General features: G+C 40.0%; 20 protein-coding genes and 1 other annotated feature. Of the genes, 12 read left to right on the top strand and 8 right to left on the bottom strand.

Features of this window, described 5'->3' with window-relative positions; genetic code table 11:
* Nucleotides 1-21: 21 nt before the first annotated feature.
* The gene (locus LCM09_RS03705; RefSeq protein ID WP_224878768.1) at nucleotides 22-654 is read right to left on the bottom strand and encodes a GNAT family N-acetyltransferase; all 633 of its coding nucleotides are present in this window, start codon (nucleotides 652-654) and stop codon (nucleotides 22-24) included.
* A gap of 176 nt (nucleotides 655-830) precedes the next feature.
* Between LCM09_RS03705 and acsA the strand changes: the two genes are divergently transcribed.
* Nucleotides 831-2,540: an acetate--CoA ligase gene (acsA, locus tag LCM09_RS03700; RefSeq protein ID WP_404800791.1), complete on the top strand. Its 1,710-nt coding sequence runs from the start codon at nucleotides 831-833 to the stop codon at nucleotides 2,538-2,540.
* 40 nt (nucleotides 2,541-2,580) lie between these two features.
* Here the strand turns inward: acsA and LCM09_RS03695 are convergent, their stop codons facing one another.
* On the bottom strand, nucleotides 2,581-5,742 hold the full coding sequence (locus LCM09_RS03695; protein WP_224878766.1) for a transglycosylase domain-containing protein: 3,162 nt from the start codon (nucleotides 5,740-5,742) through the stop codon (nucleotides 2,581-2,583).
* Nucleotides 5,743-5,878: 136 nt separating this feature from the next.
* Nucleotides 5,879-6,107 (top strand) — a binding site (T-box leader).
* A gap of 53 nt (nucleotides 6,108-6,160) precedes the next feature.
* On the opposite strand from LCM09_RS03695, the gene tyrS reads away from it, so the two are divergent.
* A complete protein-coding gene (tyrS, locus tag LCM09_RS03690) occupies nucleotides 6,161-7,432 on the top strand; it encodes a tyrosine--tRNA ligase (protein WP_224878765.1) in 1,272 nt (423 codons plus the stop codon).
* Between the two features lie 126 nt (nucleotides 7,433-7,558).
* On the opposite strand, the gene rpsD is transcribed toward tyrS, so the two are convergent.
* The gene (gene rpsD, locus LCM09_RS03685) at nucleotides 7,559-8,161 is read right to left on the bottom strand and encodes a 30S ribosomal protein S4 (RefSeq protein ID WP_224878764.1); all 603 of its coding nucleotides are present in this window, start codon (nucleotides 8,159-8,161) and stop codon (nucleotides 7,559-7,561) included.
* A gap of 340 nt (nucleotides 8,162-8,501) precedes the next feature.
* Here rpsD and megL point away from each other — a divergent pair, with 340 nt between their 5' ends.
* Nucleotides 8,502-9,704 (top strand): methionine gamma-lyase, encoded by a 1,203-nt coding sequence (gene megL, locus LCM09_RS03680; protein WP_224880063.1) that lies wholly within the window; start codon nucleotides 8,502-8,504, stop codon nucleotides 9,702-9,704.
* A 48-nt stretch (nucleotides 9,705-9,752) separates the two neighbouring features.
* On the opposite strand, the gene LCM09_RS03675 is transcribed toward megL, so the two are convergent.
* The gene (locus tag LCM09_RS03675) at nucleotides 9,753-10,238 is read right to left on the bottom strand and encodes a GAF domain-containing protein (protein ID WP_318246483.1); all 486 of its coding nucleotides are present in this window, start codon (nucleotides 10,236-10,238) and stop codon (nucleotides 9,753-9,755) included.
* A 148-nt stretch (nucleotides 10,239-10,386) separates the two neighbouring features.
* On the opposite strand from LCM09_RS03675, the gene refZ reads away from it, so the two are divergent.
* Nucleotides 10,387-11,043, top strand: a complete 657-nt coding sequence (gene refZ / locus LCM09_RS03670; RefSeq protein WP_224878763.1) for a forespore capture DNA-binding protein RefZ — start codon at nucleotides 10,387-10,389, stop codon at nucleotides 11,041-11,043.
* Here the strand turns inward: refZ and hisJ are convergent.
* Nucleotides 11,030-11,863: a histidinol-phosphatase HisJ gene (hisJ, locus tag LCM09_RS03665; RefSeq protein ID WP_224878762.1), complete on the bottom strand. Its 834-nt coding sequence runs from the start codon at nucleotides 11,861-11,863 to the stop codon at nucleotides 11,030-11,032. The genes refZ and hisJ overlap by 14 nt on opposite strands.
* A gap of 213 nt (nucleotides 11,864-12,076) precedes the next feature.
* On the opposite strand from hisJ, the gene ezrA reads away from it, so the two are divergent.
* Nucleotides 12,077-13,774, top strand: a complete 1,698-nt coding sequence (gene ezrA, locus LCM09_RS03660) for a septation ring formation regulator EzrA (protein ID WP_224878761.1) — start codon at nucleotides 12,077-12,079, stop codon at nucleotides 13,772-13,774.
* A gap of 392 nt (nucleotides 13,775-14,166) precedes the next feature.
* On the opposite strand, the gene brnQ is transcribed toward ezrA, so the two are convergent.
* Nucleotides 14,167-15,495: a branched-chain amino acid transport system II carrier protein gene (gene brnQ, locus LCM09_RS03655; protein ID WP_224878760.1), complete on the bottom strand. Its 1,329-nt coding sequence runs from the start codon at nucleotides 15,493-15,495 to the stop codon at nucleotides 14,167-14,169.
* Nucleotides 15,496-15,764: 269 nt separating this feature from the next.
* Between brnQ and LCM09_RS03650 the strand changes: the two genes are divergently transcribed.
* The 4 genes from LCM09_RS03650 (at nucleotide 15,765) to mbcS (ending at nucleotide 20,112) form a co-directional block, all read left to right on the top strand.
* Nucleotides 15,765-16,904 (top strand): cysteine desulfurase family protein, encoded by a 1,140-nt coding sequence (locus LCM09_RS03650; RefSeq protein ID WP_224878759.1) that lies wholly within the window; start codon nucleotides 15,765-15,767, stop codon nucleotides 16,902-16,904.
* A gap of 2 nt (nucleotides 16,905-16,906) precedes the next feature.
* The gene (gene thiI / locus LCM09_RS03645; protein WP_224878758.1) at nucleotides 16,907-18,103 is read left to right on the top strand and encodes a tRNA uracil 4-sulfurtransferase ThiI; all 1,197 of its coding nucleotides are present in this window, start codon (nucleotides 16,907-16,909) and stop codon (nucleotides 18,101-18,103) included.
* Between the two features lie 87 nt (nucleotides 18,104-18,190).
* A complete protein-coding gene (locus LCM09_RS03640; RefSeq protein WP_224878757.1) occupies nucleotides 18,191-18,379 on the top strand; it encodes an alpha/beta-type small acid-soluble spore protein in 189 nt (62 codons plus the stop codon).
* A gap of 152 nt (nucleotides 18,380-18,531) precedes the next feature.
* Nucleotides 18,532-20,112, top strand: a complete 1,581-nt coding sequence (mbcS, locus tag LCM09_RS03635) for an acyl-CoA synthetase MbcS (RefSeq protein ID WP_224880059.1) — start codon at nucleotides 18,532-18,534, stop codon at nucleotides 20,110-20,112.
* A 78-nt stretch (nucleotides 20,113-20,190) separates the two neighbouring features.
* Here the strand turns inward: mbcS and murG are convergent, their stop codons facing one another.
* Nucleotides 20,191-21,261 carry an undecaprenyldiphospho-muramoylpentapeptide beta-N-acetylglucosaminyltransferase gene (gene murG, locus LCM09_RS03630; RefSeq protein ID WP_224878756.1) on the bottom strand — a complete coding sequence of 357 codons (1,071 nt, stop codon included), beginning with the start codon at nucleotides 21,259-21,261 and terminating at the stop codon, nucleotides 20,191-20,193.
* A 178-nt stretch (nucleotides 21,262-21,439) separates the two neighbouring features.
* Here murG and LCM09_RS03625 point away from each other — a divergent pair, with 178 nt between their 5' ends.
* A complete protein-coding gene (locus tag LCM09_RS03625; protein ID WP_224878755.1) occupies nucleotides 21,440-23,035 on the top strand; it encodes an amidohydrolase in 1,596 nt (531 codons plus the stop codon).
* A gap of 29 nt (nucleotides 23,036-23,064) precedes the next feature.
* Here the strand turns inward: LCM09_RS03625 and LCM09_RS03620 are convergent, their stop codons facing one another.
* On the bottom strand, nucleotides 23,065-23,862 hold the full coding sequence (locus tag LCM09_RS03620; protein WP_224878754.1) for an NAD kinase: 798 nt from the start codon (nucleotides 23,860-23,862) through the stop codon (nucleotides 23,065-23,067).
* A gap of 226 nt (nucleotides 23,863-24,088) precedes the next feature.
* On the opposite strand from LCM09_RS03620, the gene sppA reads away from it, so the two are divergent.
* Together sppA and LCM09_RS03610 are read left to right on the top strand one after the other, a co-directional pair.
* Nucleotides 24,089-25,084 (top strand): signal peptide peptidase SppA, encoded by a 996-nt coding sequence (sppA, locus tag LCM09_RS03615; RefSeq protein WP_224878753.1) that lies wholly within the window; start codon nucleotides 24,089-24,091, stop codon nucleotides 25,082-25,084.
* Between the two features lie 14 nt (nucleotides 25,085-25,098).
* Nucleotides 25,099-25,572 (top strand): RDD family protein, encoded by a 474-nt coding sequence (locus LCM09_RS03610; RefSeq protein WP_224878752.1) that lies wholly within the window; start codon nucleotides 25,099-25,101, stop codon nucleotides 25,570-25,572.
* Nucleotides 25,573-25,653 lie beyond the last annotated feature (81 nt).

Raw genomic sequence — 25,653 nt, 5'->3', positions numbered from 1 at the left:
GTCCTCTCACTCCTTTAACTCTCAGTACATGAACCGATTTTGAAAACGTAACGCATCAAAAGCTTGTATCGACTCTCTGTCTACTCTTGATCCAATCTTCGCCATTAAGCAATTGGCAGGGTGAGAGCTTATTTCTGGGTCATCGGTGGCATACCATTCTAGACCACCAGCATTCATCATTTTTTCCATTACTTTTCGATAGTCCCATACTGATAAGCCAGTACCTTTAAGGTCCCAATGCCAATAATATTCAGTTGTGATGATGATATAATCATTCATCGAATCATCCATGAAGGAAGCTCTTAACAAACTTTTTCCTACCTTAGCGTTTCGGTATTTAGGAATTACTTCGATAGCTCCAAGTTCAAGTAGGTTCTCCATCTTACCCTCTGACCATCTTTCCATCGGATCTGGGTATAAAAACGTCACGTAACCAACGATTGTTTCGCGCTCTCGTGCTACAATAATTCTTCCCTCTGGAAGGCCAGCGATTTCTATTAAAGCCCTATGTTGCTGCTCAGGCGGGCGAAATGCTACCAGATCTTTATGTAAGTGATAGGAGGCCAGGCGGTCGGGTGTAATCGGTCCCTCAATAATCAGTTTTCCATGAGGCGTATTCCATTCCACTGCATTATATGTCTTTTGATGTTCCATCTAGTCACCACCTTTAATAACGATCTCAGCTCTTATTATACATGATTACGTGTAAATGTAAGGGGTTTCAGGATGATTTTATTAACTTTTGTTATTTGTTAAAATATTACGAATTTATGTTATACTATCAGTGAAATCATTGAAAGATGTAGAAGAAGGAGGAGAATTACTTGGAAATGAAATCGCTTTCCGCTACGCGTGGAAATCACAACTTACAGGATTATGAAGCTACTTATGAGAATTTTGAATGGAAAGAAGCAGAAAAAGCATTTTCCTGGAATGAAACTGGGAATGTGAATATGGCTTATGAAGCAATCGATAAGCATGCTGAATCTGAACGCAAAAACAAAGTTGCCCTCTATTTTTCTGATCCAAAGAGGGATGAAAAGTATACGTATAGTGAAATGAAGTCATTGAGTAATAAAGCCGGAAATGTTTTGAGGAAGATCAACGTTGAAAAAGGTGACCGAGTATTCATCTTCATGCCTCGTTCTCCGGAACTCTACTTCATTCTGCTTGGAACATTGAAGTTAGGGGCTATTGCTGGTCCATTATTTGAAGCGTTTATGGAGGGAGCTGTTCGTGACCGCCTTGAAGATAGCGAAGCAAAGGTTCTCGTTACGACTCCTGAGTTACTCGATCGTGTGCCTGTAGAGGAACTACCTCATCTAGAGAGTATCGTTCTTGTTGGGGATAACGTGAAGGAAGAAGGACCTTATATTGATTTTTACAATCATTTTGAATCTGCTGATAAGAATCTAAAGATCGAATGGGTTGATCGTGAAGATGGAATGATTCTCCATTATACGTCAGGTTCAACTGGAAAACCAAAAGGTGTTCTTCATGTTCACAATGCTATGATTCAACATTATCAAACAGCACAGTGGGTACTAGATTTGAAAGAAGATGATGTGTATTGGTGCACAGCAGATCCAGGCTGGGTTACTGGTACATCTTACGGAATATTCGCTCCATGGCTAGCAGGGACATCTAATGTCATCCGTGGTGGGCGTTTTAGTCCGGAAGACTGGTATTCCACGATTGAGAAATATGGCGTAACGGTATGGTATAGTGCACCGACGGCTTTCCGTATGCTTATGGGAGCGGGAGATGAAATAATTAAAAACTATGATTTATCATCACTGCGTCACGTCCTTAGTGTAGGAGAACCACTAAATCCAGAGGTAATCAGATGGGGCAATAAAGTCTTAGATCAACGCATTCACGATAACTGGTGGATGACTGAGACAGGTGCCCAACTAATCAGTAACTATCCTTCAATGAAAATTAAGCCCGGTTCTATGGGTAAACCAATTCCTGGCGTACATGCAGCAATTGTGGATGATCAAGGAAATGAGTTACCTCCTAACCGTATGGGTAATCTCGCAATTAAAAAAGGCTGGCCTTCCATGATGCGTGCGATCTGGAATCGCCAAGAAAAATATGAGAGTTACTTTATGAAAGGTGACTGGTACGTATCTGGAGATTCTGCTTATAAGGATGAAGATGGCTACTACTGGTTTCAGGGGCGTGTTGACGACGTAATCATGACGTCAGGTGAACGTGTTGGTCCATTTGAAGTCGAAAGTAAGCTCGTTGAACATTCAGCTGTTGCTGAAGCTGGTGTTATCGGGAAGCCTGATCCAGTACGTGGTGAAATCATCAAAGCATTCATCGCACTTCGTTCTGGTTATGAGCCTACTGATGAGTTAATGGAAGAAATTCGTAATCACGTGAAAAAGGGACTCGCTGCACATGCAGCACCACGTGAAATCGAGTTCCGTGATAAACTTCCTAAAACGAGAAGTGGTAAGATCATGCGCCGTGTCTTAAAAGCATGGGAGCTTGATTTACCAACTGGCGATCTATCTACAATGGAAGAGTAATAACTACAAAATCCCCGCAGCTTCTGCTGCGGGGATTTTGTTATTCTTCACTATTCGAGTTGTTCGATTCCTGACTATTGCTAGAGTTTGTACTATTGGAACCCGAACTATTGGAGGTTGAACTACTGGAACTTGAATTGCTGCTTGAATTATTGGAACCTGAGTTGCTGCTTGAATCATTGGAGCTTGAACTGTTGTTATTTCCTTCTTCAGAGTTCTCATCGTCGTTTCCAGCATTCCCGCCGTTCGATTCTCCAGAGTTATCTTCGTCGCTCGAATCATCGTTGTTGTCGCCGCCTGAGTCATCATCTCCATCATCTTCAGGTGGATCTGGATCTGGCTTTTCTTCTTCTTTAGGCTCATTAGACCAATCACCAGATGTAACCTTTGCGGAAGGAGAGGATTCATTCCCTGCAACATCTACTGCTGTAACATAGTAAGCGTAAGAACCAGATGGAATATTGAATGAGCTACCATCGGAGGCCTTTATGCTTCCTAGCTTAGTAAATGAATTACTTCCATTTCCTGCTCGGTAAATACGGTATCCAACTATATCACTTTCCCCTGATGCGTTCCAAGTGAGAGTAGAACCGCTAATGGAAACACTTCCGACTGCTCCAGGTTTCTTACCGTTTTCTTTTGCAGTAGTACCTTCTGAAACGATGTTCAAATCATTGAACTTTGATGGGAGTAGTGTACTAAGGTCGATGCCTTCGAAATAATCTTCTTTGATCATCACACCACTTGTTACAAATTCTGAAGGCGTTGATGAAAGTGCTTCATATGTCTTTCCATTGATGACAACGTATCTACCTTGCGTTAAGCTGTCATCAACTTCTGTAGGTACGTACTTTGCATTAAATAGATCTGTTTGAACAAGTCCAGCTTGCTGACATAAATCAGAAGCAAGTTTCCCGGATATTCCACAGAATGATCTTCTGACGATACCAGTTGGCATATCGAATCGTTTTTGTGGGTCCATGATTTCTGGTTTCTCATCATAAGCTGCATTCGCAAACAGTGCCCATAAATTCTTATTACGACTAGCATACTGAGAGTCCATTCTCATTTGCTTGTCGTACCCTGTCCAAACGCCAAGAGACACATTTGGATTAACTGCTACAAACCAGGCATCTCTATAGTCTTGACCAGTACCCGTTTTACCAGCCCAATCTGCTGTGAATTTCAATTTACCTGGTACATCTTGTGCAGTACCTTGTCTAACTACGTCTCTCATCATATCGATTGTAAGATAGGATGTTTGAGGGCTGAAGACTTGAACAGGATCTGGCTTATGTTGGTAAACAACATTTCCTTCTCTGTCTACAATTTTATCGATCATATAGGCGTCTACGAATTTACCACCGTTTGCAAACGTACCGAAAGCATTTGTGTTTTCTTCAACACTTACGCCTCTAGTTAAAGCACCAATTGACATGGCTGGGTTATAGCGGTCATCTAAAGTAAGAGTACTAAAGCCCATTTTCACCAAATATTCGGTAGCTTCTACAGGATTTAGCTTCGAGTAAATCCGAGCTGCTGGAACATTATAAGATCGTTCAAGAGCTTTTCTTGCAGTCACTAATCCATGATAGTTTGAAGAATAGTTGTTCGGATTAAATGCTCCCCTTTCCTTAATCGGGAGGTCCGGGATAATGTATCCTGGCTGTACCTTTCCAATTTCCATGGCTGGAGCATAGTCGAGCAATGGTTTCATTGTAGATCCGTTAGAACGATAAGCGTTCGTTGCATGGTTCAGTGCTTCCTGACCAAAGTCTCTACCGCCAACAAATGATAGAATCTTTCCTGATTTATTCTCGATTAAAATCCCGCCAACCTGCATTGGGTATTCTTTTTCGACCATTTCACCCGTTTCAGGGTCTTGCACTGAGACGGTTTTAGGACTTTGGAAATAGCTCCGGTTATCAAGAACTTTATCTCTAGCTGCATTCATTGAATTGTAAACACTTTTATCGATCGTAGTGTGAATCTTATAACCATTCTTCCTAAGTTCTTTTTCCGCGTTATTCATAAACTCGATAAAGATTTTCGAGTCTTTTTCTACTTCTTCCCACTTGAGTCCCATTTTTTCAGCGCTTTCTTCTACCGTTCTTGTTGAGACGTTAGCGTCATAGGTGACTCTGTTATATTGATCGACGCTTTCGGCAAGCTTCTTCCCATCATAGCCTTCTTCATTAGCGATTTGCTTTGCAAGAGCTGTTTTGGCACGATCTTCTATTTCGAACGTTAGATATGGATACTGTTCAAAAGGTGAAGGAGAAGGATCTGTTAGATTTTTCTCAATGTCATATTTTATTGCTTTATTGTATTCTTCCTCAGTGATTGAACCTTCTGTATACATGCGATAAAGTACGAACTTCATCCGGTCAATTCCTGGTGAAAGATCGTCCTTTACTATTCCAGTATTCGTAAAAGGAGTGTATGTATATGGGTTTTTCGGTAGGCCAGCAATGAATGCGGCTTGAGGGAGATTTAATTCACTAGCGTCTACACCAAAGATTCCTTGTGCTGCAGATTGCACACCAGCGATATTTCTTCCAGAAGCATTTCGACCGAATGGCACGACATTGAGGTACGCTTCAAGTATTTCTTCCTTTTCAAAGAAGTTCTCAAGACGCAAAGCAAGTAACATTTCTTTCGCTTTTCGTTCAAATGATACTTCTCTTGTTAATATCTGGTTTTTGACTAGCTGTTGTGTGAGTGTACTACCACCAGTTCGATCCTCAGAGTTCGTGAGCTCTTGAAGAATCGCTCGTCCAATTGCTTTAGGGACAATTCCTTCATGGTCATAAAAATATTCATCTTCAGTTGAGATGACTGCTTTCTGTACTAAAGGGGACACGTCTTTTAAATCGACTTCCTTTCGCTCGATATCCGATCGAAAGTTACCGAGAAGAACATCGTCAGCGAAATATATCTCACTAGTTTCTTCATAGTTATAGACGTCTCTCTTCATTTCATCATAGGAGCGGACTTGTTCATCCTTTACTAATGATGCAAAATATCCTGCACCTACTCCACCGGCAAACAAGCTACCCATAAGTCCTAGCACAAGAAAAATTAAGAATAAATTCCAAATGACTTTATAAGCAATCCTTGAGCCAGTTAAGATGTGATATTCTTGCAATCTATCGATGAACGCGTTCCACTTCGACCTGATAGAAGAAAAAAGCTCTCGCATTCCTATACCTCCTCAATTAATCCTAATAATTATAGCATATCTAGTCGATATTTGTATAAAGCTTCCTGATGTTTTGGACGGTTGGAATTGACATTATAGGTCGATATGTGATATTAATTTAGTTAGATTTTTAAACGGGTATGCGAAGAATGGACCAAGTAGCGTTTTCCTCCCTTTTTCAGAGAGTTGGTGGTCGGTGTGAACCAACATAAAGGAAATGTGAATACTTCCATGAGCATCTGGTGTGAAGAACAAGAATATTTGTTTGTGTAGCATCAAGACGGACCAGGCCGTTATCCTGATGAAGTGGGAGAAAGATTTTTTTCTTCAACAAGGGTGGTACCGCGATCAAACTCGTCCCTTACCAGGGGCGAGTTTTTTTATGTGTTCAATTTTAATTGGAAAAGGAGTTAATATCATGCATATTTTAGATGAACTTGAATCCAGAGGCTTAATTAATCAGGTTACAGATGAGCAAGGCCTTAAGAAGGAACTTTCAGAAAACAGTATCGGAATTTATTCTGGTTTTGATCCAACAGCAGACAGCCTGCATATAGGGCACCTCCTTCCTGTGCTTGCACTCAGAAGGTTTCAGCTTGCAGGTCATACACCGATTGCGCTCGTTGGAGGGGCTACGGGTCTAATCGGAGACCCAAGTGGTCGTGCCAACGAAAGAACGTTGAATTCTGAAGATATTGTTCAAGAATGGACAAATAAGTTACAGGGACAGCTCGCTCGTTTTCTTGATTTTGAGACGAGTGAAAACCCAGCAAAAGCTGTGAATAACTTTGATTGGATCGGCGGCTTAAACATTATTCCTTTCTTACGTGATATCGGAAAGAATTTTGGCTTGAACTATATGCTTGCAAAGGATTCGGTATCTTCTCGTCTAGATGCTGGTATTTCGTTCACTGAGTTCACGTACATGATTCTTCAGTCTTATGACTTTCTTGAGTTGTACCGTAATGAGAATTGCCGCCTACAGATTGGCGGGAGTGACCAGTGGGGGAATATCACTGCTGGACTAGAGCTCATTCGAAAAGAAGAAGGATCTGAAGAAGGAGAGCGTCCAAAAGCATTTGGTGCGACGTTCCCACTCGTTACAAAAAGTGATGGTTCTAAGTTTGGTAAATCAGAGGGCGGAGCAATTTGGTTAGATGCAGAGAAGACATCACCTTATGAATTCTACCAGTTCTGGATCAATACGGATGATCGAGACGTTGTGAAATTCCTTTACTACTTCACGTTCTTAAGCGTTAAAGAAATTAAAGAGCTTGAAGCTATGAATGATGAAGCACCTGAAAAAAGAGAAGCTCATCGTAAGCTAGCTGAAGAAGTAACGAGACTTGTTCACGGTGAAGAAAAGCTTCAGCAAGCCATCAACATCTCTCAAGCGCTATTCAGCGGGGATATTAAAGAATTAACAGCAGATGAAATCCGACAAGGCTTTAAAGATGTTCCTTCTTACCACGTTGAAGAGGATGACAAAGGATTGATCGACCTTCTTGTTGAGGCAGGGATATCATCTTCCAAACGTCAGGCTAGAGAAGATATCAAAAACGGAGCTATCTATATTAATGGAGAGCGTAGTCAAGAGATGGATAAAGTAGTTTCTTCTAACGATCGAATCGAGGGACAGTATGTGATTATTAGAAGAGGAAAGAAAAAATACTACCTTCTAACATTTTAATATGTAGAAGCGCCGGTAATCACGAAGTGATTACCGGCTTTTTTTACGTTCAGTTTCATAGGTAAGAACGCCTTCGGATAAATAAAAAAAACCTCGGAACAAAGTCCGAGGTTTTTAAGAAACAGCTTAACGAGAGTAGTACTCAACGATAAGAGCTTCAGTGATTTCTGCAGGAAGTTCAGAACGCTCAGGAAGGCGAGAGTACGTACCTTCAAGCTTATCTGCATCAAAAGTAAGGTATTCTGGAACGAAGTTGTTCACTTCAATAGCTTCTTTGATGATGTCAAGGTTGTTAGACTTCTCACGAACACCTAGTACTTGACCAGTTGCTACGCGGTAAGAAGGAATATCAACACGTTTGCCATCAACTGTGATGTGGCCGTGGTTAACTAGCTGACGAGCCTGACGGCGAGTACGAGCTAGACCCATACGGTAAACTAGGTTATCAAGACGAGATTCAAGAAGAATCATGAAGTTCTCACCATGAACACCTTTCATTTTACCAGCATCATCGAAAAGACGACGGAATTGACGTTCAGTCATGCCGTACATGTGACGAAGCTTTTGCTTCTCTTGAAGTTGAAGTCCATATTCAGAAAGCTTTCTACGCTGGTTAGGTCCATGTTGACCTGGAGCGTAAGGACGCTTTTCCAATTCTTTACCTGTTCCACTTAGAGAAATACCAAGACGACGAGAAATTTTCCAACTTGGTCCTGTATAACGAGCCATAATTAGCTCCTCCTTTATCACTATTTTTATTGGTATAAAATAAAAACAGTGTCGTGATTCCGATTTGTGCACATTATGTTTTCACACGCCTTCACCTCGACAGCCGGAGGTTACGCGGCGCACCTATTTAAAGGAACATAATGAAATCACAAGCCGTCACGCTGCTGCCCATTTCTATTTTACACAACTGTCATTGTACCCTTTTCATAGATTCATGTCAACTTTACCATTTATTCTAGGTTGAGATACTAATTTCAGAAAAACTAAATTCCTCTTCACCTTATCTTAGAAAGCGCTTACAATAGAAGTGAAAGGTACATAGTTAAAAGATAGGGGAGGAATTGCTTTGAAGAAAAAACATCAATTTGAAACTAGATCGATTCATGATGGTTATGAATCCAACTCTCACTATAACAGTCTTGCGTCACCTATATATCAAACATCAACCTTCACTTTTGAAACTGCTGAGGCGGGAGAAAAAAGGTTTGCTGGTGAAGAGCCTGGATATATTTATTCTAGGTTAGGTAACCCGACTGTCCGTATGCTTGAAGAACGGATCGCATCACTTGAAAGTGCGGAAGCTGGATTAGCGTTCGGATCTGGAATGGCTGCAGTATCAGCAGTTCTTTTTCATCTCGTTCGGTCTGGTGACCATATTTTGTGTTCAGAGGGTGTCTATGGTTGTACGTTTGGATTATTGCAACTTATGAAAGAGAAATTCTCAGTCGAACACGACTTACTTCCTCTTGATTCTAAGGAGCAAATCATTGACTCAATTCAGCCAAACACAAGGGTTATCTATATTGAAACACCAATTAACCCAACTTTGAAATTAATAGATTTGCAAATGATTTCTTCAATTGCGAAGGAAAGAGGAATTACGGTGGTTGTTGATAATACTTTCTCAACACCTTATTTACAGAGGCCATTAGAATTTGGTTGTGATATCGTTTTACACAGCGCAACTAAGTATATTGGTGGTCATGGTGATGTAGTTGCTGGTCTTGTTGCAGGTGATAAAGAAACAATTTCATCTATTGCAAAATCAACACAAAAAGACATAGGAGGCATCTTAGCACCTTTTGATGCATGGCTGTTGTTGCGCGGTTTGAAAACACTTCCTCTTCGCATGGATAGGCATTGCTATAACGCAGAGTCAATTGTAGACAAACTTAAAAGTCACCCTAAGATAAAAAAAGTAATGTACCCTGGAATAAAAGGGTACCCGTCTTACGCTATTGCACAAAAACAGATGAAACAAGCAGGTGGACTAATAAGTTTCGAAATAGATGGAGGAAAAGCAGAGGCACAAGCTTTTATGAACAAGCTTGAAATGATTAAAATAGCTGTAAGTCTAGGAGATGCAGAAACCCTTATTCAGCATCCTGCTACGATGACTCATGCTGTTGTTCCTGAGGAAGAGCGTAGTAGAATGGGGATCAACCATTCTCTTATACGTTTATCACTCGGTTTAGAAGCATCCGATGATATCTGGGAAGATCTCAAGCAAGCCTTGGAGTCGCTTGAGGTTTCATATCAATAATTATCGATCTATAAAAGCTGTCGCGAAATACGCGACAGCTTTTATACTTTAAATGAATTCTTCTAAAGTAGCGATAAACTTCTCTAAGTACTTCTCATCGATTTCATCAAATCGGCCTACAGTGGGGCTATCGATATCTAAAACTCCAATAATTTTATCAGTCGTACGGATCGGAACAACGATCTCAGACTGTGAAGCAGCGTCGCATGCAATATGGCCAGGAAATTCATGGACATTCTCAACCCTCATCGTTTTCCCTTCTTTTAAAGCAGTTCCACATACACCACGTCCGTTTGGAATACGGACACACGCTGGTAATCCCTGGAATGGACCAAGAACAAGCTGGTCGCTTTCTTCTTCGTATAAGTAAAATCCAACCCAGTTAACATCACTTAGGAATTGATTCAATAATGCCGAGGCATTTGACAAATTAGCTATTTGGTTTGTCTCACCATCTAGTAGTGCTTTAAGTTGCTTAATGACCATTTCATAATCTTTTTCACTCTTGCCTGAATAGGATTCGACTTCAAACAAGTTTATTCACCTCAACTTTGTATCGAAATTATGCTAATCATATCAAAACTTGCAGATTTACACACATATTTTGTCGCACGATTATTAAAGGATAGCATCTAGGTATAACGAAAAAGTATATTACGAAAGAAATTGGGGGTGGTTCCACATGAAGCAGGAGCGAGATACAGTATCGAAGCGAAACGTCATACAGGCCGCCATTCAACTATTTAATACGAAAGGATACAATGGAACATCAGTCCGAGATATTGCCAACAAAGCCGGAGTCAATGTTTCTCTCATCTCTTACTATTTTAATGGGAAGAAGGGGCTTGCTGAGTTTTTGATGACTACGTTTTTGGAAGGCTATGTGAACGAATTAGAGAAAGTGCATAAGTTGTTAGAAAAAAAATCAGCGAAAGCTTGTTTAGTTGAAGCATTGCAAGCCATCATGACGTACCAACATCAAAATAGACAGTTAGCAAGGTTCGTTCATAGAGAAATTACATTTGATTCGGTCCTTGTTCGTGAAATCATGACCACTTATTTATCAAAAGAAAAGTTTTATTTATCAAAAATATTTGAGGCGGGTTTTTCGAGAAAGGAATTCCGCCCTCAGTCAATCGATTATATCGTGATGCAACTAAGGGGGATGTTATCGATGCCTTTCTTACAACCTCAATATATTCTAGAGGTTCATCACATTAAACCTAATGAAACTTATTTTATCGAGCGATATACAAAGCAGCTATTACAGTGGGTCGATCTATATATATGCGGAGATCTGAAAGTAGTAAAACAAAAGCCGTTCGTTATGAACGGCTGAGTGGAAGTGGAGAAGATAATTGACTTGTAACAAGCTGATCGAAACCTTGACCAATCCCTTTATAACTATGGGCATCAGAACCATAGATGAGAGGGATTTTTCTGCTTATAGCTTCTTCAATTACCCACGAAGGCGGATAAGGTTCCTTACAAAGAGGTTTTACGGTCCCGGCTCCGTTATAGTCTAATGAAAGTTCTTGTTTTTTTACTTCATCCAATATTGCTGTAACAAGATTAGCTGAGAGGTTATCGTAAGGAAACTTTTCTTGAAACTTATTCACCAAACTTATATGACCTAATCGCTTAGGTTTATAAACCCCAAGATCTGCAGTTAATGACTTAAGGACAGTCTCGTAGTATTTCTTATGTACATGATCAACGGATCCTAATGATGTCACTAGTTCTTCAAATGAACCTGGGCTATAGTCGAGGCACGTATACTGATAGTTATGGTGAATGAAATGAACGGATAAAATTGCATCATCTAATTTTGAACCTACTTTATCTAGAAAAGCCTTCGTCTCTTCTTCAAACCCTTCTATGTAATCAACCTCAAGACCACATTTTATTTCGATCTGATTACGGTAAGACTCTTTGATCTTTTCGACAGCATCAAAGTAAGCTTCTAAACGCTTATGAGACATCCCACTATCTTTTAAAGGGACAGGGTCTAAGAAGCTTGATGGCAGTGGGGCATGCTCTGTGAACGTAAGACCAGAAAAACCTAGTTTAATTGCTTCTTCAACATAACTTTCGAGGGGGTCAGTGGTACCATGTGGACAAAATGGGGAATGAATGTGACCATCGTATTTTTCACTCATATTTAAGCACCTCTTTCGATAAATCAAAAAAATTACAACATTATCAAGGAATTTGGCTGTCGAATATTGAATTTATTTAGTCAAACAGGTAATTACATGGTATCATAATACCGTTACCAAATTTCAAACACATATAATTAATCATGTACATTTCAAGTAGTTTATTCGTATACATTTACATAAATTGATGATGTGGAAGAAGGGGTGCTTCCGTTGGAGTATATTGTCATTGCCATTATTCTGATGATAGCCGTTTTTATTTACGGTGCTTATGCGAGAAGGAAAATATTCAACGAAATCGATCGTCTTGAAGAGTGGAAGATCGATATTTTAAATAGGCCTGTAACTGACGAAATTTCGAAAGTAAAAGGACTAGTAATGTCTGGTCAAACAGAAGAAAAGTTTGAGAAATGGCGTGAAGAGTGGGATGAAATCGTTGCTGTGAAGCTCCCAAACCTTGAAGAGCAGCTAATGGATATAGAAGAAGCAGCTGAAAGATATCGCTTCAGAAAAGCAAGGGCAAAGCTAGAAGAAACACAGCACCGCTTAGAACACGCTGAAAAAAGAATTGAACTGTTATTGAAAGATATCGATGAGTTAGTTTCGAGTGAGGAACAAAATCGGATTGAAATTACTTCTGTACAAGAAGACTTTAGAGAAGCGAAACAGCGTCTATTATCTCAGAATCGATCACTTGGAGAAGCATTCCCTGTTCTCGACGTAGAGGTAGAAGAACTTCGGGATATGCTGAAAAGCTATGAACAATTAACTGAAGAGGGTAATTATCTTGAAGCAAGAGATGTTCTTGTAGAAGTACAAGAACGATTAGATCTTGTTCAAGAAAAGATATCGATTACACCTGAAGTGATTGTTCTTGTGAACAATCAAATACCTTCACAAATCAAGGAGCTCGAAGATGGCACGTCAGCCATGGAATCTGAAGGCTATGTTCTAGACCATTTAGAAATCGATGAAAGAATTGAAGAAGTTTCTTCTGAACTAGAGAAATGGAAGACTGCCATAGAAACTACTGAAGTTCAATCGATTAAAACCGAAATTGATGCTGTACGATTGAAAATTGAAGGCTTATATGACCAATTAGAAAATGAAGTAGAAGCAAGGCACTTCGTTACATTAAAAGTTGAAGAACTTGAACATGAAATGATGAAAACGAACAACCATCTTCAAGAGTTGCAGGAAGAAAGTAATGTTGTTCAATTAAGTTATCGACTAGAAGAGCAGGAATTAAAGGCTATCAAAGAACTTGAACTGAAGCTATCTGACCTTTACGTTAGGTTCCAATCTGTACAGGAAGCCGTCGATCAAAATAAGCAGGCATACTCATTGCTTGCTGAAAGTGCAATCAAACTAAAAGAAGATTTAACGATTGTAGATGAAGAATTGAAAGTTCAAAAAGAGAACCTGCACATGCTTCGAAAAGATGAGCTAAGAGCTTTAGATACAATTAAGGAATTAAAGCGCAAGCTGATTGAATCGAAGCGTTTGATGAAGTTAAGTAATATACCTGGAATTCCTGAATCTTATTTAGAAGGCTATGAGCGTGCTGAGGACATCATCGTGGAGCTAAATGAAAGATTATCTGACGTACCGTTGGATATCTATCAAATAAACCAGGTGCTAGCTGAGGCAGAACGAACTGTTAACGAAAGCTGTGAATCGACTCGTACGTTAGTTGAAGATTCTGTTCTTACAGAAAAGCTTATCCAATATGGGAATCGGTACCGTGGTAAGTATAGAAGTGTTGATGATCTGTTATTAAAGGCGGAAGATCACTTCAGAAATTATGAATACGAAGATGCCCTCTCAACCGCAGAAGCCGCGATTGAGAAGGTAGACCCGCAAGTTCTCGCTTCATTAAAAGAAGATGTGAGAGAACCTGTCAACCTATAGTAAATAAAGCCTTCCTCAAACTGAGGAAGGCTTTATTTTTTAGAGAAACTTTAACCTGAGCTCCTAATGTCATAGGAGTTCGCTAGATTGTGATGAACTCAAACAGAAGAAGAATCTTTCTTTTCCTTTTCTCTTCTCAAGGTGTGCTAAAAAGAATTTTAATTTGATGGAAAATGATCTGAATTATTCTCACAATAACGAAGATTGGAGCGGAAGGTGCTCGACTCCTGCGGGATGAGCGGGACAGGTGAGATCCCACAGGAACGTTTTTGGCGACGAGGAGGCTCATCGCCCGCCCCGCGGAAAGCGAGCATCCTGGAGCGGAAATCCCTCCTATACAATGTTAAAGGGATATAAATATGACATTCTTATAAAAGAAAAACGCAGGCTAGTTAGCCTGCGTTTGTTGATTGACGGTCAGTTGAAGCTGTGATGACACCGATCAGAATACCTGCTAATGCAGGGATCAACCATCCTATTCCTTCACTGTATAGTGGCAAGTAATGCAAGAACTCTAAGCCAGGAATCGGTAGGTTTGCACCTTCAAGAGCTTTAGGAATACTAACTATAACTGTAAGGAAAATAGCCCACTTGTAAATGTAATGATGCAGTGGAATGATATAGTTAATAAAAGTTAAAAAGATTAATATGATCGCAATCGGATAGATGGCGATTAAGACAGGAACAGTAAAGGCAATGAGCTGAGTTAGCCCAAGGTTTGCTATAAATGCACTAAAGACCGTAACGATTAGAATAACCATTTTATAAGAAAGTTTTGGATATGCCTTTGAAAAGTACTCTCCACATGCGGTTACAAGACCAATTGAAGTCGTTAAGCAAGCGAATGTAATAGCTGCTCCAAGAAGTACGGTTCCAAATGTTCCATAAAGGTAATTCGCAACGTTAGATAAGATGACTCCACCATTTTCTGCCGAAGTAACAACATCAAGACTAGAAGCTCCTATGAACGCGAGTGATAAATAAATGATCGTTAAACCTAACGCAGCTAGCAAACCAGCTTTTAAGACTGAAAAAGCTACCACTTTTTTGTTTGTAACCCCACGATCATTCACTGCTTTTATAATTACGATACCGAACACCAGCGCAGCAATCGCGTCCATTGTGAGGTATCCATCTAAGAATCCTTTAAAGAATACGCCGCTTTGATACCCTTCCGCTGGCGTTGAAAGGTCATTAGGCAAGCTAACGAATGCTCCAATGATCAAACTACCAAGTACCACAATTAATAGTGGAGTTAGGATATTACCAATTCGATCTACCAGCTGAGTTGGGTTAAGAGCAAACCAGAAAGTAAACCCAAAAAAGATTAAGGTGTATATGACTAATGGTAGTCCAGTTGGATTCACTGTTTCACTTAAGAAAGGTACGACCCCAATTTCAAATGCAACGGTGCCTGTTCGTGGTATCCCAAAAAATGGACCGATGGCTAAATAAAGTATCGCTGTAAATAATAAACCAAAACTAGGGTGAACTCTTGATGCGATATCTTTCAAGCTACCACCAGTCAAACCAATTGCAGTAACACCTAGCAATGGCAGTCCGACACCCGTAATTAAGAAACCAATTATTGCTTCACCGATATTCTCTCCTGCACTTTGACCAAGTGCTGGGGGAAATATCATATTTCCAGCACCAAGAAAAAGTGCAAAGAGCATTAACCCAATTGTAAACGTTTCCTTTTTTGATAACTTTGCTTCCATAACTTGTCCTCCAGATCATTAAACGACATTTCCTAATTTTCGGACTTCATATTAACACAATTTATCGACAAAACATAACAAAGTTGTAAATGTTTTAAAATTCTAATAATTAAAACTCAATGTTGATAAGGGTTCATGCATATTGGGAAAATTGACCATCAACCTATAATGAAAATAATAGATTGTTGAACGGTGTTTTGTTTGGCTAATGGTTTAGCCTATGGTAAGATTATTAGTTGGAAAATAATCACGACTGAGGGTGTCATAATATGATATATCTGGATAATAGTGCCACAACACAACCCTATGATGAAGTTATCGAAGCGTTCAGGAAAACTGCGCTTGATTATTATGCAAATCCTTCATCTCTTCATAGAAAAGGTGGAGAAGTGGAGCGATTAGTAAGACAAGCAAGAGGAAGTATAGCGTCATTGCTCCAGATTGATTCTGATGAGGTAGTTTTCACATCAGGTGGGACTGAGAGTAATAACTTAGCGATTAAGGGAACGGCATTCGAGCATATGAACCGTGGCAAACACTTGATCACCTCCCAAATAGAACATGCATCATGTATGGAGTCGTTTCGCCAACTTGAGAAAATGGGCTTTAATGTAACTTATCTTCCGGTTGGAAGTGACGGTCAAGTTTCTAAAAGTGATCTCGCTGAAGCACTTACGAAAGATACGATCCTTGTTTCCCTCATGCACGTTAACAATGAGGTTGGTTCGATTCAACCGATAAAAGAACTAGGAACGATCATTAAAGAAAACTCCCGAGCATTGTTTCATATAGATGATGTGCAAGGCATTGGTAAGGTTTCATTACCTATTCCAGATACAGTAGACCTCGTATCATACTCAGCACATAAATTTCATGGGTTAAAAGGAAATGGGTTGTTGTATAAACGAAGAAATGTATCTTTGTTTCCTCTGCTTTCAGGTGGAGGACAAGAAAAGGAAGTGCGTTCAGGTACGGAAAATGTTCCTGGAATTGTAGCAACTGCCAAAGCGCTCAGACTGTATTTACAACAATCTCAATCCAATAGTGAGAAATTACATCATTTAAAATCGAAGCTGCAAAACGAGCTCGGTGCAATCAATGAGGTAGTTATTAACACTCCGAGGAACAGCGCACCTCATATTACTAATTTCTCAATACCAGGCATAAAACCAGAAGTATTGATACACGCTCTAGAAGAAAAAGATATATTCGTTTCAACACGTTCTGCATGTTCTTCTAAAACCGCAGAGCCAAGTCACGTCCTAACCGCACTCGGTGTATCTAATGCGAGAGCACGATCAGCAATCCGCATTAGTTTATCATTTCAATCAACAGAGAAAGAAATTGAAGTTTTTCTTGTCGAGTTAAAAAAAGCAATTCATAAACTAAAACAAGTAATGAGGTATTAATAATGTATGATCATATAATTGTTAGATATGGAGAAATAGCTTTAAAAGGTAAAAATCGAAAAGGGTTTGTAAATTCTCTTAAGAAAAGAGTTAAACAAGTTACTACAGATTTTCAAGGTATCATCGTTACGCAATCATTTGACAGGATGGTAGTTAAACTTAATGGGCATGACCCTGATCCTGTTTTAGCAAAACTTAAAACAGTTTTTGGGATTCAGAAGCTAAGTGTAGCGATCAGAACAGACCATGATTTAGAAGAAATTAAAGAAAAGTCATTAGAACTAATTCGTGATCAACAAAAGAATGGAATCAAGACATTTAAAGTAACTGTTAAGCGCCCTTATAAGCAGTTTCCTCATCGCTCTCAAGACATGAATAGGGAAATCGGAGGGTACGTACTTCGAAATACGGAAGATTTAACGGTAGATGTACACAATCCTGATAGTGAACTGCGCGTTGAAATTAAGAGCGATGGTGCGTTTATTAGTTGTGACCATTCAGAAGGTGCAGGAGGTCTCCCTACAAATCATGATAATAAAGTCATGCTTATGTTATCTGGTGGAATCGATAGTCCTGTAGCCGGTTACCTCACAATGAAACGAGGGGTTAAGGTAGAGGCTGTTCATTTCCATAGTCCTCCTTTCACGAGTGAACGATCTAGACAGAAGGTTGAAGACCTTACAAGGGTACTTGCTCAATATGGTGGCGATATACGTCTTCACATCGTACCATTCACTAACACACAAAAAACGATTCAGAAAGAAATGCCAGACAACTATAGTATGACGATCATGAGAAGAATGATGATGCGTATTACTGAAAGAATCGCAGAACAAACCGGGGCATTAGCTATTACAACAGGCGAAAGTCTCGGACAGGTAGCGAGTCAGACAATTCAAAGTATGAATACGATAAATGAAGTGACCAATTATCCTGTTCTTCGTCCATTGATTTCAATGGATAAGGTCGACATTATGAATATTTCAAGAGCAATTGATACGTATGATATTTCAATCAGGCCTTATGAAGATTGCTGTACAGTCTTTTTACCAGAAGCACCTAAAACAAGGCCTAAACGAGAGCATGCCAATAAATTTGAGAAGTACTTGCCAGTGGATGAATTAGTAGAAGAAGCCGTTGCAGGTGTAGAAACGATCATTATTAAAGAAAAAGAGGAAGAGTTTAACGATCTTCTGTAGATTTCCAGCTTTTAGCGTTACTACCATAACTTAATGAGGATAGCACCACCTTATCTATCACAGGATAGTGTCAAGGAGGTGATTACCTTGGCAAATACAAACAAGCTTATCGTACCTGGAGTACAGCAAGCTCTTGATCAAATGAAGTATGAAATCGCTACTGAATTTGGTGTGAACCTTGGTCCAGACAGCTCTTCTCGTCAAAACGGATCTGTTGGTGGCGAGATTACGAAGCGTCTTGTACAACAATCAGAACAGCAATACAGCGGTAAATAATTTCATATATGTGGCTAACGGAAGAAGCATCATGCTTCTTCCGTCTTTTTTTGTTGGTGAGGAAAAAAATGGTGTATAAAGAAAGGTGCTTTGTAAATATTCAAAACCTTTTAACTTTTGTGTATAATGAAACTATTGATGCCAAAGGAGGAATTAATTTGCAAAATTTAATCGCACCAGAAATTTACAACCTTACAAGTGAAATTGAGAAATTTTCAACAGATGAATCAAAGCTCGCCCTAAGGTGGAGAAGTGGCGATGGAAAGTACAGTGAAATTACATATAAAGAACTAATTGAAAAAGCAAATAGGATTGCGAACGCATTAACAGCTCAAGGTCTTACTAGCCAAGATCGAGTATTGATTATGATGCCGAGACAAATCGATACATACGCAGTGTATATTGCTTGTTTAAAAGCAGGACTTGTCGTTATCCCGTCATCTGAGATGCTACGTCAAAAAGACTTAATCTACCGAATCAATCATGCTGAGGCAAAAGCGGTAATATGTGACTCGGCACTTTATGAGGCTTTTGAAGGAATTGAAAAGGAAGCTCCTTCCCTTAAGCTGAAGTTCACAGTCGGTCAAGAAGTGAACGGATGGACTTCCCTTTTAGGCGAATCTCTAAATGAAAGCGCTTATTTCGAAGCGGCTAAGACTGCGCGTGACGATATGGCTTTTCTGTCCTATACATCAGGTACTACCGGAAATCCAAAGGGTGTCGTACATAGTCATGGGTGGGCTTATGCACATCTGAGAACTTCTTCAAAGTCTTGGTTAGATATTCAAGAAGGAGATAACGTTTGGGCAACTGCAGGTCCTGGTTGGCAAAAATGGATCTGGAGTCCTTTTGTGGCGACATTGTGTAGTGGAGCTACTGGGTTCTTATATAGCGGTAAGTTCGAGCCAGAGACGTATTTAAGTTTCCTAAGCGAATATGAAATCAATGTTCTCTGTTGTACGCCAACTGAATATCGTCTAATGGCAAAAGTCGATAGTTTAGATAAATACAATCTACCTGCGTTAAGAAGTGCAGTATCTGCCGGTGAGCCGCTCAACCGAGAAGTGATCGATACGTTCAGAAGGTGTTTTAACATCGATGTGCGAGATGGGTATGGGCAAACCGAGAATACGCTTCTTGTTGGAATTACTAAGGGCATGGAAGTGAAAGCTGGTTCAATGGGGAAGCCTACTCCAGGGAATCAAGTTGAAATCATAAATGAAGATGGCAAACCGGTTCAAGTAGGAGAAGTTGGTGATATTGCTGTTCACAAAGATGTTCCAGCGTTGTTTAAACGGTATTACAAAGACGAAGAGAGAACTCAAATGGCGTTTAGAGGAGATTACTACCTAACTGGTGATAAAGCTTCAAAAGACGAAGATGGCTACTTCTGGTTCGAAGGAAGAGGAGATGACATCATCATCAGTTCTGGATATACGATCGGACCATTCGAAGTTGAAGATGCTCTTGTGAAGCATCCTGCAGTTAGAGAGTGCGCAGTTGTCGCAAGCCCAGACGAAATCCGTGGTAATATTGTTAAAGCCTATATCGTTCTTAAGGACAGTTCACAAGCAGGGGACGAACTCGTTCAAACGCTTCAACAACACGTGAAGGACTTAACGGCACCTTACAAATATCCTCGCAAGATTGAATTTATAGAGGAACTTCCAAAAACGACGTCAGGAAAAATACGCAGGATCGAACTACGTCAAAAAGAAAAACAAAGCGTATAATCATAACGAAGAGGACCAATTTGGTCCTCTTCGACTTTTGTAATGGATGTATAAGACTTAATCGTCCAAGTGAAATCTTTATTTTTTCGCGTTAGCTTTAATCAATTGCTCTATTTTGCTTGCTTGATCGCCGGCATTATCTTCTTCCATCGCAATGATGTATTTATTTCTGTTTGAGTAGGTTTCTTCAACCGCTGTCATAAACGACTCAGGAGAAAGGTCTTCTTCAAGGAGTACGTTCGCATAGCCAGACTTTTGAAATGACTGTGCATTTAGTATTTGATCGCCTCGGCTAGCTGCTCTTGATAGTGGAATGAGTAACATTGGTTTCTTAAGAGCAAGAAACTCAAAGATTGAATTGGACCCTGCTCGTGAAACAATTAGGTCTGCCATTTTCAATAAGTCAGGAAGCTCTTCAGAGACATACTCATATTGTTGATATCCTTTTTGTTGAATCGAGTCATCTACCTGCCCTTTTCCTGAAAGGTGAATGATATCGAATGTACGAAGTAGTTCATCGAGCTTACTTCTAACAGCTTCATTAATTTTCTTCGCTCCAAGGCTTCCTCCCATGATTAACATGACAGGCTTTCTCCCATCAAAACCAGCGAAAGTTAACCCTGCATCTCTCTTCCCTTGCTTCAGCTCATCTCTAACGACAGCGCCAATGTACTCGGCTTTGCTTTCAGGTAGGTGCTTTACGGTCTCTGGGAAAGTGGTGCAAACCTTCGATGCAAAAGGTATGGCTATTTTATTAGCGAGCCCAGGTGTTAGGTCTGACTCATGAATGATCACCGGAACTCTGTTCAACTTCGCAGCGATTACCACTGGGACTGAAACAAATCCCCCTTTAGAAAAAATAATAGAAGGTTTTTCTCGTCTAATTATAGCGAATGCTTCCCCTACTCCTTTAACAACTTTGAATGGATCCTTAAAGTTCTTCCAGTCAAAATAGCGTCGCAGTTTACCTGTTGCTACATGATGATAGGTTACGCCATTCACTGGTTCGATCAGTTCACGTTCAATGCCATTTATGGACCCAATATAATGAACATCCCAATTTTCTTTTAGAAAACGAGGAATTAATGCCAGGTTTACCGTAACGTGACCTGCAGAGCCACCGCCCGTAAATAATATTTTCTTCTTCAAAGAGTTGCCCTCACTTTCACAAATGTTTCTTACTAAGTATAATCGTACTCCTTATTGTATCATGAGAAAAAATACTACAAAGAGTAGAGTATGAAAATCCAGAAGATTCACAGTATAGGAGTGGAATGATACAATTGATGCACAATTGTCATCTTACATAAAGAAGGGAAGAATTTCAGTGGGGAAGCTTTGGTTTGGTGGAAAAATCTATACCCTCATCAATGAGGTGGATACAGTTGAAGCTGTTTATACAGAAGGTGGCCAGGTTGTGAAAACAGGGACCTTCTCAGAGCTTACCAACGAATTTGGGAAAAACATTCATTCCTGGCATGATCTAAAAGGAAATGTCATGATTCCAGGCTTTGTAGATAGTCATCTTCACATGATTGGCCATGGTGAGAAGCTCCTTCGACTAGATTTGTCTCAAGTTGATTCTGCTGAAGAGATGAAACGTTTACTGATCGAGAAAGCAAATGAATCAGCTCCTGATGAGTGGATCATAGGAGAGGGTTGGAACGAGAATAACTTTAGCGATCGAAAGATCTTTCATAGAGATGAATTAGATCGGATTGCACCTAATAACCCAATGATGCTAACAAGAGTATGTCGACATGCCATACTTGCTAATTCGATTGCGATGGACCTAGCAGGAATTACAGATGAAACCCCGGACCCTGAAGGTGGGGTCATCATGAGGGACAATGATGGCCGCGCGACAGGTTACCTTCTTGATAAAGCTCAAGAGCTAGTCAAAGATGCTATGCCGGAAGTAAGCCTTTCGTTCCTCGAGAAAGCACTAACGTCTTCCGTTGATGATCTTGTTTCAAAAGGGGTAACAGGAGGCCATAGTGAAGACTTGAACTACTATGGTGGTTTTACTCGTACTTACAAAACGTTTCTAAATGTTATTAACGGTACGCGTAAATTCAGAGCAAACTTACTCGTCCACCATGAAGTGATCGAAGAAATGAGAAAACAGGGATTAGGTTTTGGAGATGGTACTGAATACGTTGAATTAGGTGCGATGAAGTTGTTCGCTGACGGTGCTTTAGGTGGTCGTACAGCCTTATTAAGGATCCCTTACAATGACTCACCTGATACTTCTGGCGTTGCCATTCACAGTGTCGAAGGTTTAGAGAAGCTTGTTCAAAAAGCAAGGGCCCATCATATGCCAGTAGCCATACATGTAATTGGTGACCTTGCTTTGGAGTATGCGATCGATGCTATCGAGAAATATCCACCGCCTCAAGGGCTTAGAGATCGATTGATCCATACTCAAGTCATTAATCAGGATTTGGTTGACAGACTGAAACAACTTCCAGTTATTTTAGATATTCAACCAAGGTTTGTTGCTTCAGACTTCCCTTGGGTGATGGAACGTCTAGGTGAAGAGCGGATGGAGTGGTCTTTTGCATGGAAGACGTTAATCGATAGTGGTGTAGCGGTTGCCGGGGGTTCAGATGCGCCCATTGAACCAGTTGATCCTCTTTTAGGCATTCATGCTGCTGTTACGCGAAAGCGTCCGAATGACACTCATGACGGATACTATCCCAAGCAAAAGCTCTCCGTTTATGAAGCTGTATGCTTGTTCACAAAAGGAAGCGCATTTGCGATCGGTAAAGAAAAAGAACGTGGTGAAATAAAAGAAGGAATGGATGCGGATTTCACGGTGTTAAACCGGGATATCTTCACATGTGATGCTGATCTTATTCTTAGAACAAAAGCAGTAATGACAATCATCGATGAAACCATTCAATATTGTGATTTAGATTAAAAGAAGCACCGCGTATGCGGTGCTTTTCTTTAGAGGAAACTTCTTTGTACTTTGTGCCAAAAAGAGTTGTCCTTCAATTTTACAGTTTTAATTCGCTTTTCTGGGATACGTATGGTTAGTTTCTTTGCATGTTGTATGCTTAGCGCTTCGTTGTCAATTCCGATAACTGGATAATCGTTACCGTCTTGAACGACTTCAAGTGAGAGCGTTCGCTCGTCGCTCAATAGGAACGGGGAGCCTAGGGTTCGATAATGATTATTGTTAAGAGAAGCAATCTCACTTACTTGCATGCAGGCAAGCTTAGGGTCAACTACTGCTCCATTCACTGATTTACTATATGCTGTGCTGCCTGTAGGGGTTGAAACGATTAAGCCGTCTCCTCTAAATGTTTCAAAGTGGAAATCTTCCACATGAACATTCATCACAAGTGTTTTGATAATCGATGATCGTATGGTGCATTCATTTAAACAAAAGAAAGATGATTCGTCATTCACATTGACCTCTATTGTAGGGTAACGGCGAACTTCTATACCCTCAGACAACGTGTTTTCCACCATTTCTGGCAGGTTATCTATGTGGAAATCACAATAAAAACCTAGCTCTCCAGTAGAGATTCCAACGTATAGACAATCTTCACGAAATCCTGTTTTTCTCACTGCCTGAAGAAAAGACCCATCTCCTCCAATGCTTGCGATGATACTAGCGTCTTTTGAATTTTCAACTACGTGGAAGTCATATTTACTTGCGAGTTCTTTAAGTGGTTCTACTTTGGTTCGAAGTTCTTCTGTTTCTTTATAGAAGAAAAATATATTACGACGATTTGGCATGTGAATTCCTCCTCCAACGATTTTCTTCTTAACTTTATCATTCTCTCAATTTAGAAAAAAGAAAAAATTAAGTTTTTTGATCCAAGCTTAGTTTTTCTTTGTGTATAGAATTCATACAACGCTACCAAAAGTAGTGCAGTTCCTTATTCTGTATGGTATTCTCGAAATTATGAAACCAATAAAAGGTCACAGACGTACATAAGGTAGACTACAGAGGAGGCTTACTATGAATGGAAAACGATGGCTAGCACTTGGAATTGCAGTTGTACTAATTATTGTTTCAATAGGATTCAATGTCGTTTCAAGTCTTGCTTTTGGAAATTGGCAAGAAGAATTAAATTCATCCGATGAATTTGCAGAAACCGTTATTGAAGAAGGCAATAGTCTTAACAAAATCGTTGTATTAAATGTAGAGGGCGTCATACAGGATACACCACAAGGCTCGAGCATTTTGCCCCAAGCAGGTTATAACCATGATGTGTTTCTAAAGCGTTTAGAGCATGCTGGTGAAGATAAAAGTGTAAAAGGTATTATCCTAAGACTTAATACTCCCGGTGGTGGAGTGGTAGAAAGTGAAGAGATCTATAATGAGATTCTTGAATTAAAAGAGAAAACGGATAAACCGATTTACGTCTCCATGGGTAGCATGGCAGCGTCTGCTGGTTATTATATATCAGCACCAGCGGATAAGATTTATGCAAGTCCTTCCACGATTACTGGTTCGATCGGTGTAATCATGCAGTCGATGAATTACTCGGAACTTGCTGAAAAGGTGGGCGTAAAGTGGGAGACGATTAAGAGTGGCCCATACAAAGATATCATGTCTCCAAATCGCGAAATGTCTGAAGAAGAACGTGACATTCTCCAATCGATGATCGACAATTCTTATGATCAATTTGTTAGTGTAATTAGCAAAGGAAGAAGTATGGATGAGAATCAGGTGAGAGAACTTGCTGATGGTCGAATTTATGATGGACGTCAAGCTAAGGATGTAGACCTCGTTGATGGATTAGGAGGTCTTGAAGATACGATTGCAGGAATGAGAGAAGACATTGGAGATAAGAAACTCAAAGTCGTTCAGTATAAACAGAGCTTTGGCTTTAACTCTTTGTTTGAGATGACAGCGGCTAAATTAATGGGACCTGAAAAAGACTTGCTTGGTATCCAGCAGCTCCTTTCAACTCCCCCATCACCAAAGCTCATGTATTTATATTCTGAATAAGGAGGTAGGCAGAAATGGATGAAACCTTGAACGTGCATACTGCCCCTCCAGCATCCTCTGAAGAAACGGCTATACGATATGCAGGTTTCTGGATGCGTTTTTGGGCATATTTAGTTGATGTAATCGTAGTTGCGAGCTTGAATGGCATTCTTATCACACCTTTTGTAAAATGGCTTGATATTCCACCAGGAGAGCCGGGATTTCTTCCTTTACAAGGCGTGTTAACAGGTATCGTTTTCTACGCGTACTTTATTTTGATGACGAAGTTTCTCTCACAAACGCTTGGTAAGATGCTCTTTGGGTTAGTCGTGAGAAAAGAGGGTACACCCGGTTTAACTTGGGGGACAGTGATTTTCAGAGAAGGAATTGGAAGATTTATTAGTAAGACCATCCTCTTTGTTGGATATATAATGGTGGGCTTTACGAAGCATAAGAAAGGTCTCCATGACATATTTGCAGATACGATCGTCATTCATGAAGAAAAATAGTTTCAATGAATAAACCTGCCTCGTTTGGGCAGGTTTATTCTATATGTATTTTTTTGCAAGATAATAGGGTGGAGGGGCAAA

This window comes from Guptibacillus algicola, from assembly GCF_020171805.1.
GTDB lineage: Bacteria > Bacillota > Bacilli > Bacillales > Guptibacillaceae > Guptibacillus > Guptibacillus algicola.
This window is presented reverse-complemented; position numbering and strand designations above follow the sequence as displayed.

Excerpts from the sequence above, each read along its gene's own strand:
- LCM09_RS03705 (WP_224878768.1), bottom strand. The coding sequence starts at position 654 with ATGGAACATCAAAAGACATATAATGCAGTGGAATGGAATACGCCTCAT.
- LCM09_RS03610 (WP_224878752.1), top strand. The coding sequence starts at position 25,099 with ATGGATGAAACCTTGAACGTGCATACTGCCCCTCCAGCATCCTCTGAA.
- LCM09_RS03620 (WP_224878754.1), bottom strand. The coding sequence starts at position 23,862 with ATGCCAAATCGTCGTAATATATTTTTCTTCTATAAAGAAACAGAAGAA.
- sppA (WP_224878753.1), top strand. The coding sequence starts at position 24,089 with ATGAATGGAAAACGATGGCTAGCACTTGGAATTGCAGTTGTACTAATT.
- rpsD (WP_224878764.1), bottom strand. The coding sequence starts at position 8,161 with ATGGCTCGTTATACAGGACCAAGTTGGAAAATTTCTCGTCGTCTTGGT.
- refZ (WP_224878763.1), top strand. The coding sequence starts at position 10,387 with ATGAAGCAGGAGCGAGATACAGTATCGAAGCGAAACGTCATACAGGCC.
- hisJ (WP_224878762.1), bottom strand. The coding sequence starts at position 11,863 with ATGAGTGAAAAATACGATGGTCACATTCATTCCCCATTTTGTCCACAT.
- brnQ (WP_224878760.1), bottom strand. The coding sequence starts at position 15,495 with ATGGAAGCAAAGTTATCAAAAAAGGAAACGTTTACAATTGGGTTAATG.
- thiI (WP_224878758.1), top strand. The coding sequence starts at position 16,907 with ATGTATGATCATATAATTGTTAGATATGGAGAAATAGCTTTAAAAGGT.
- tyrS (WP_224878765.1), top strand. The coding sequence starts at position 6,161 with ATGCATATTTTAGATGAACTTGAATCCAGAGGCTTAATTAATCAGGTT.
- LCM09_RS03650 (WP_224878759.1), top strand. The coding sequence starts at position 15,765 with ATGATATATCTGGATAATAGTGCCACAACACAACCCTATGATGAAGTT.
- LCM09_RS03695 (WP_224878766.1), bottom strand. The coding sequence starts at position 5,742 with ATGCGAGAGCTTTTTTCTTCTATCAGGTCGAAGTGGAACGCGTTCATC.
- acsA (WP_404800791.1), top strand. The coding sequence starts at position 831 with ATGAAATCGCTTTCCGCTACGCGTGGAAATCACAACTTACAGGATTAT.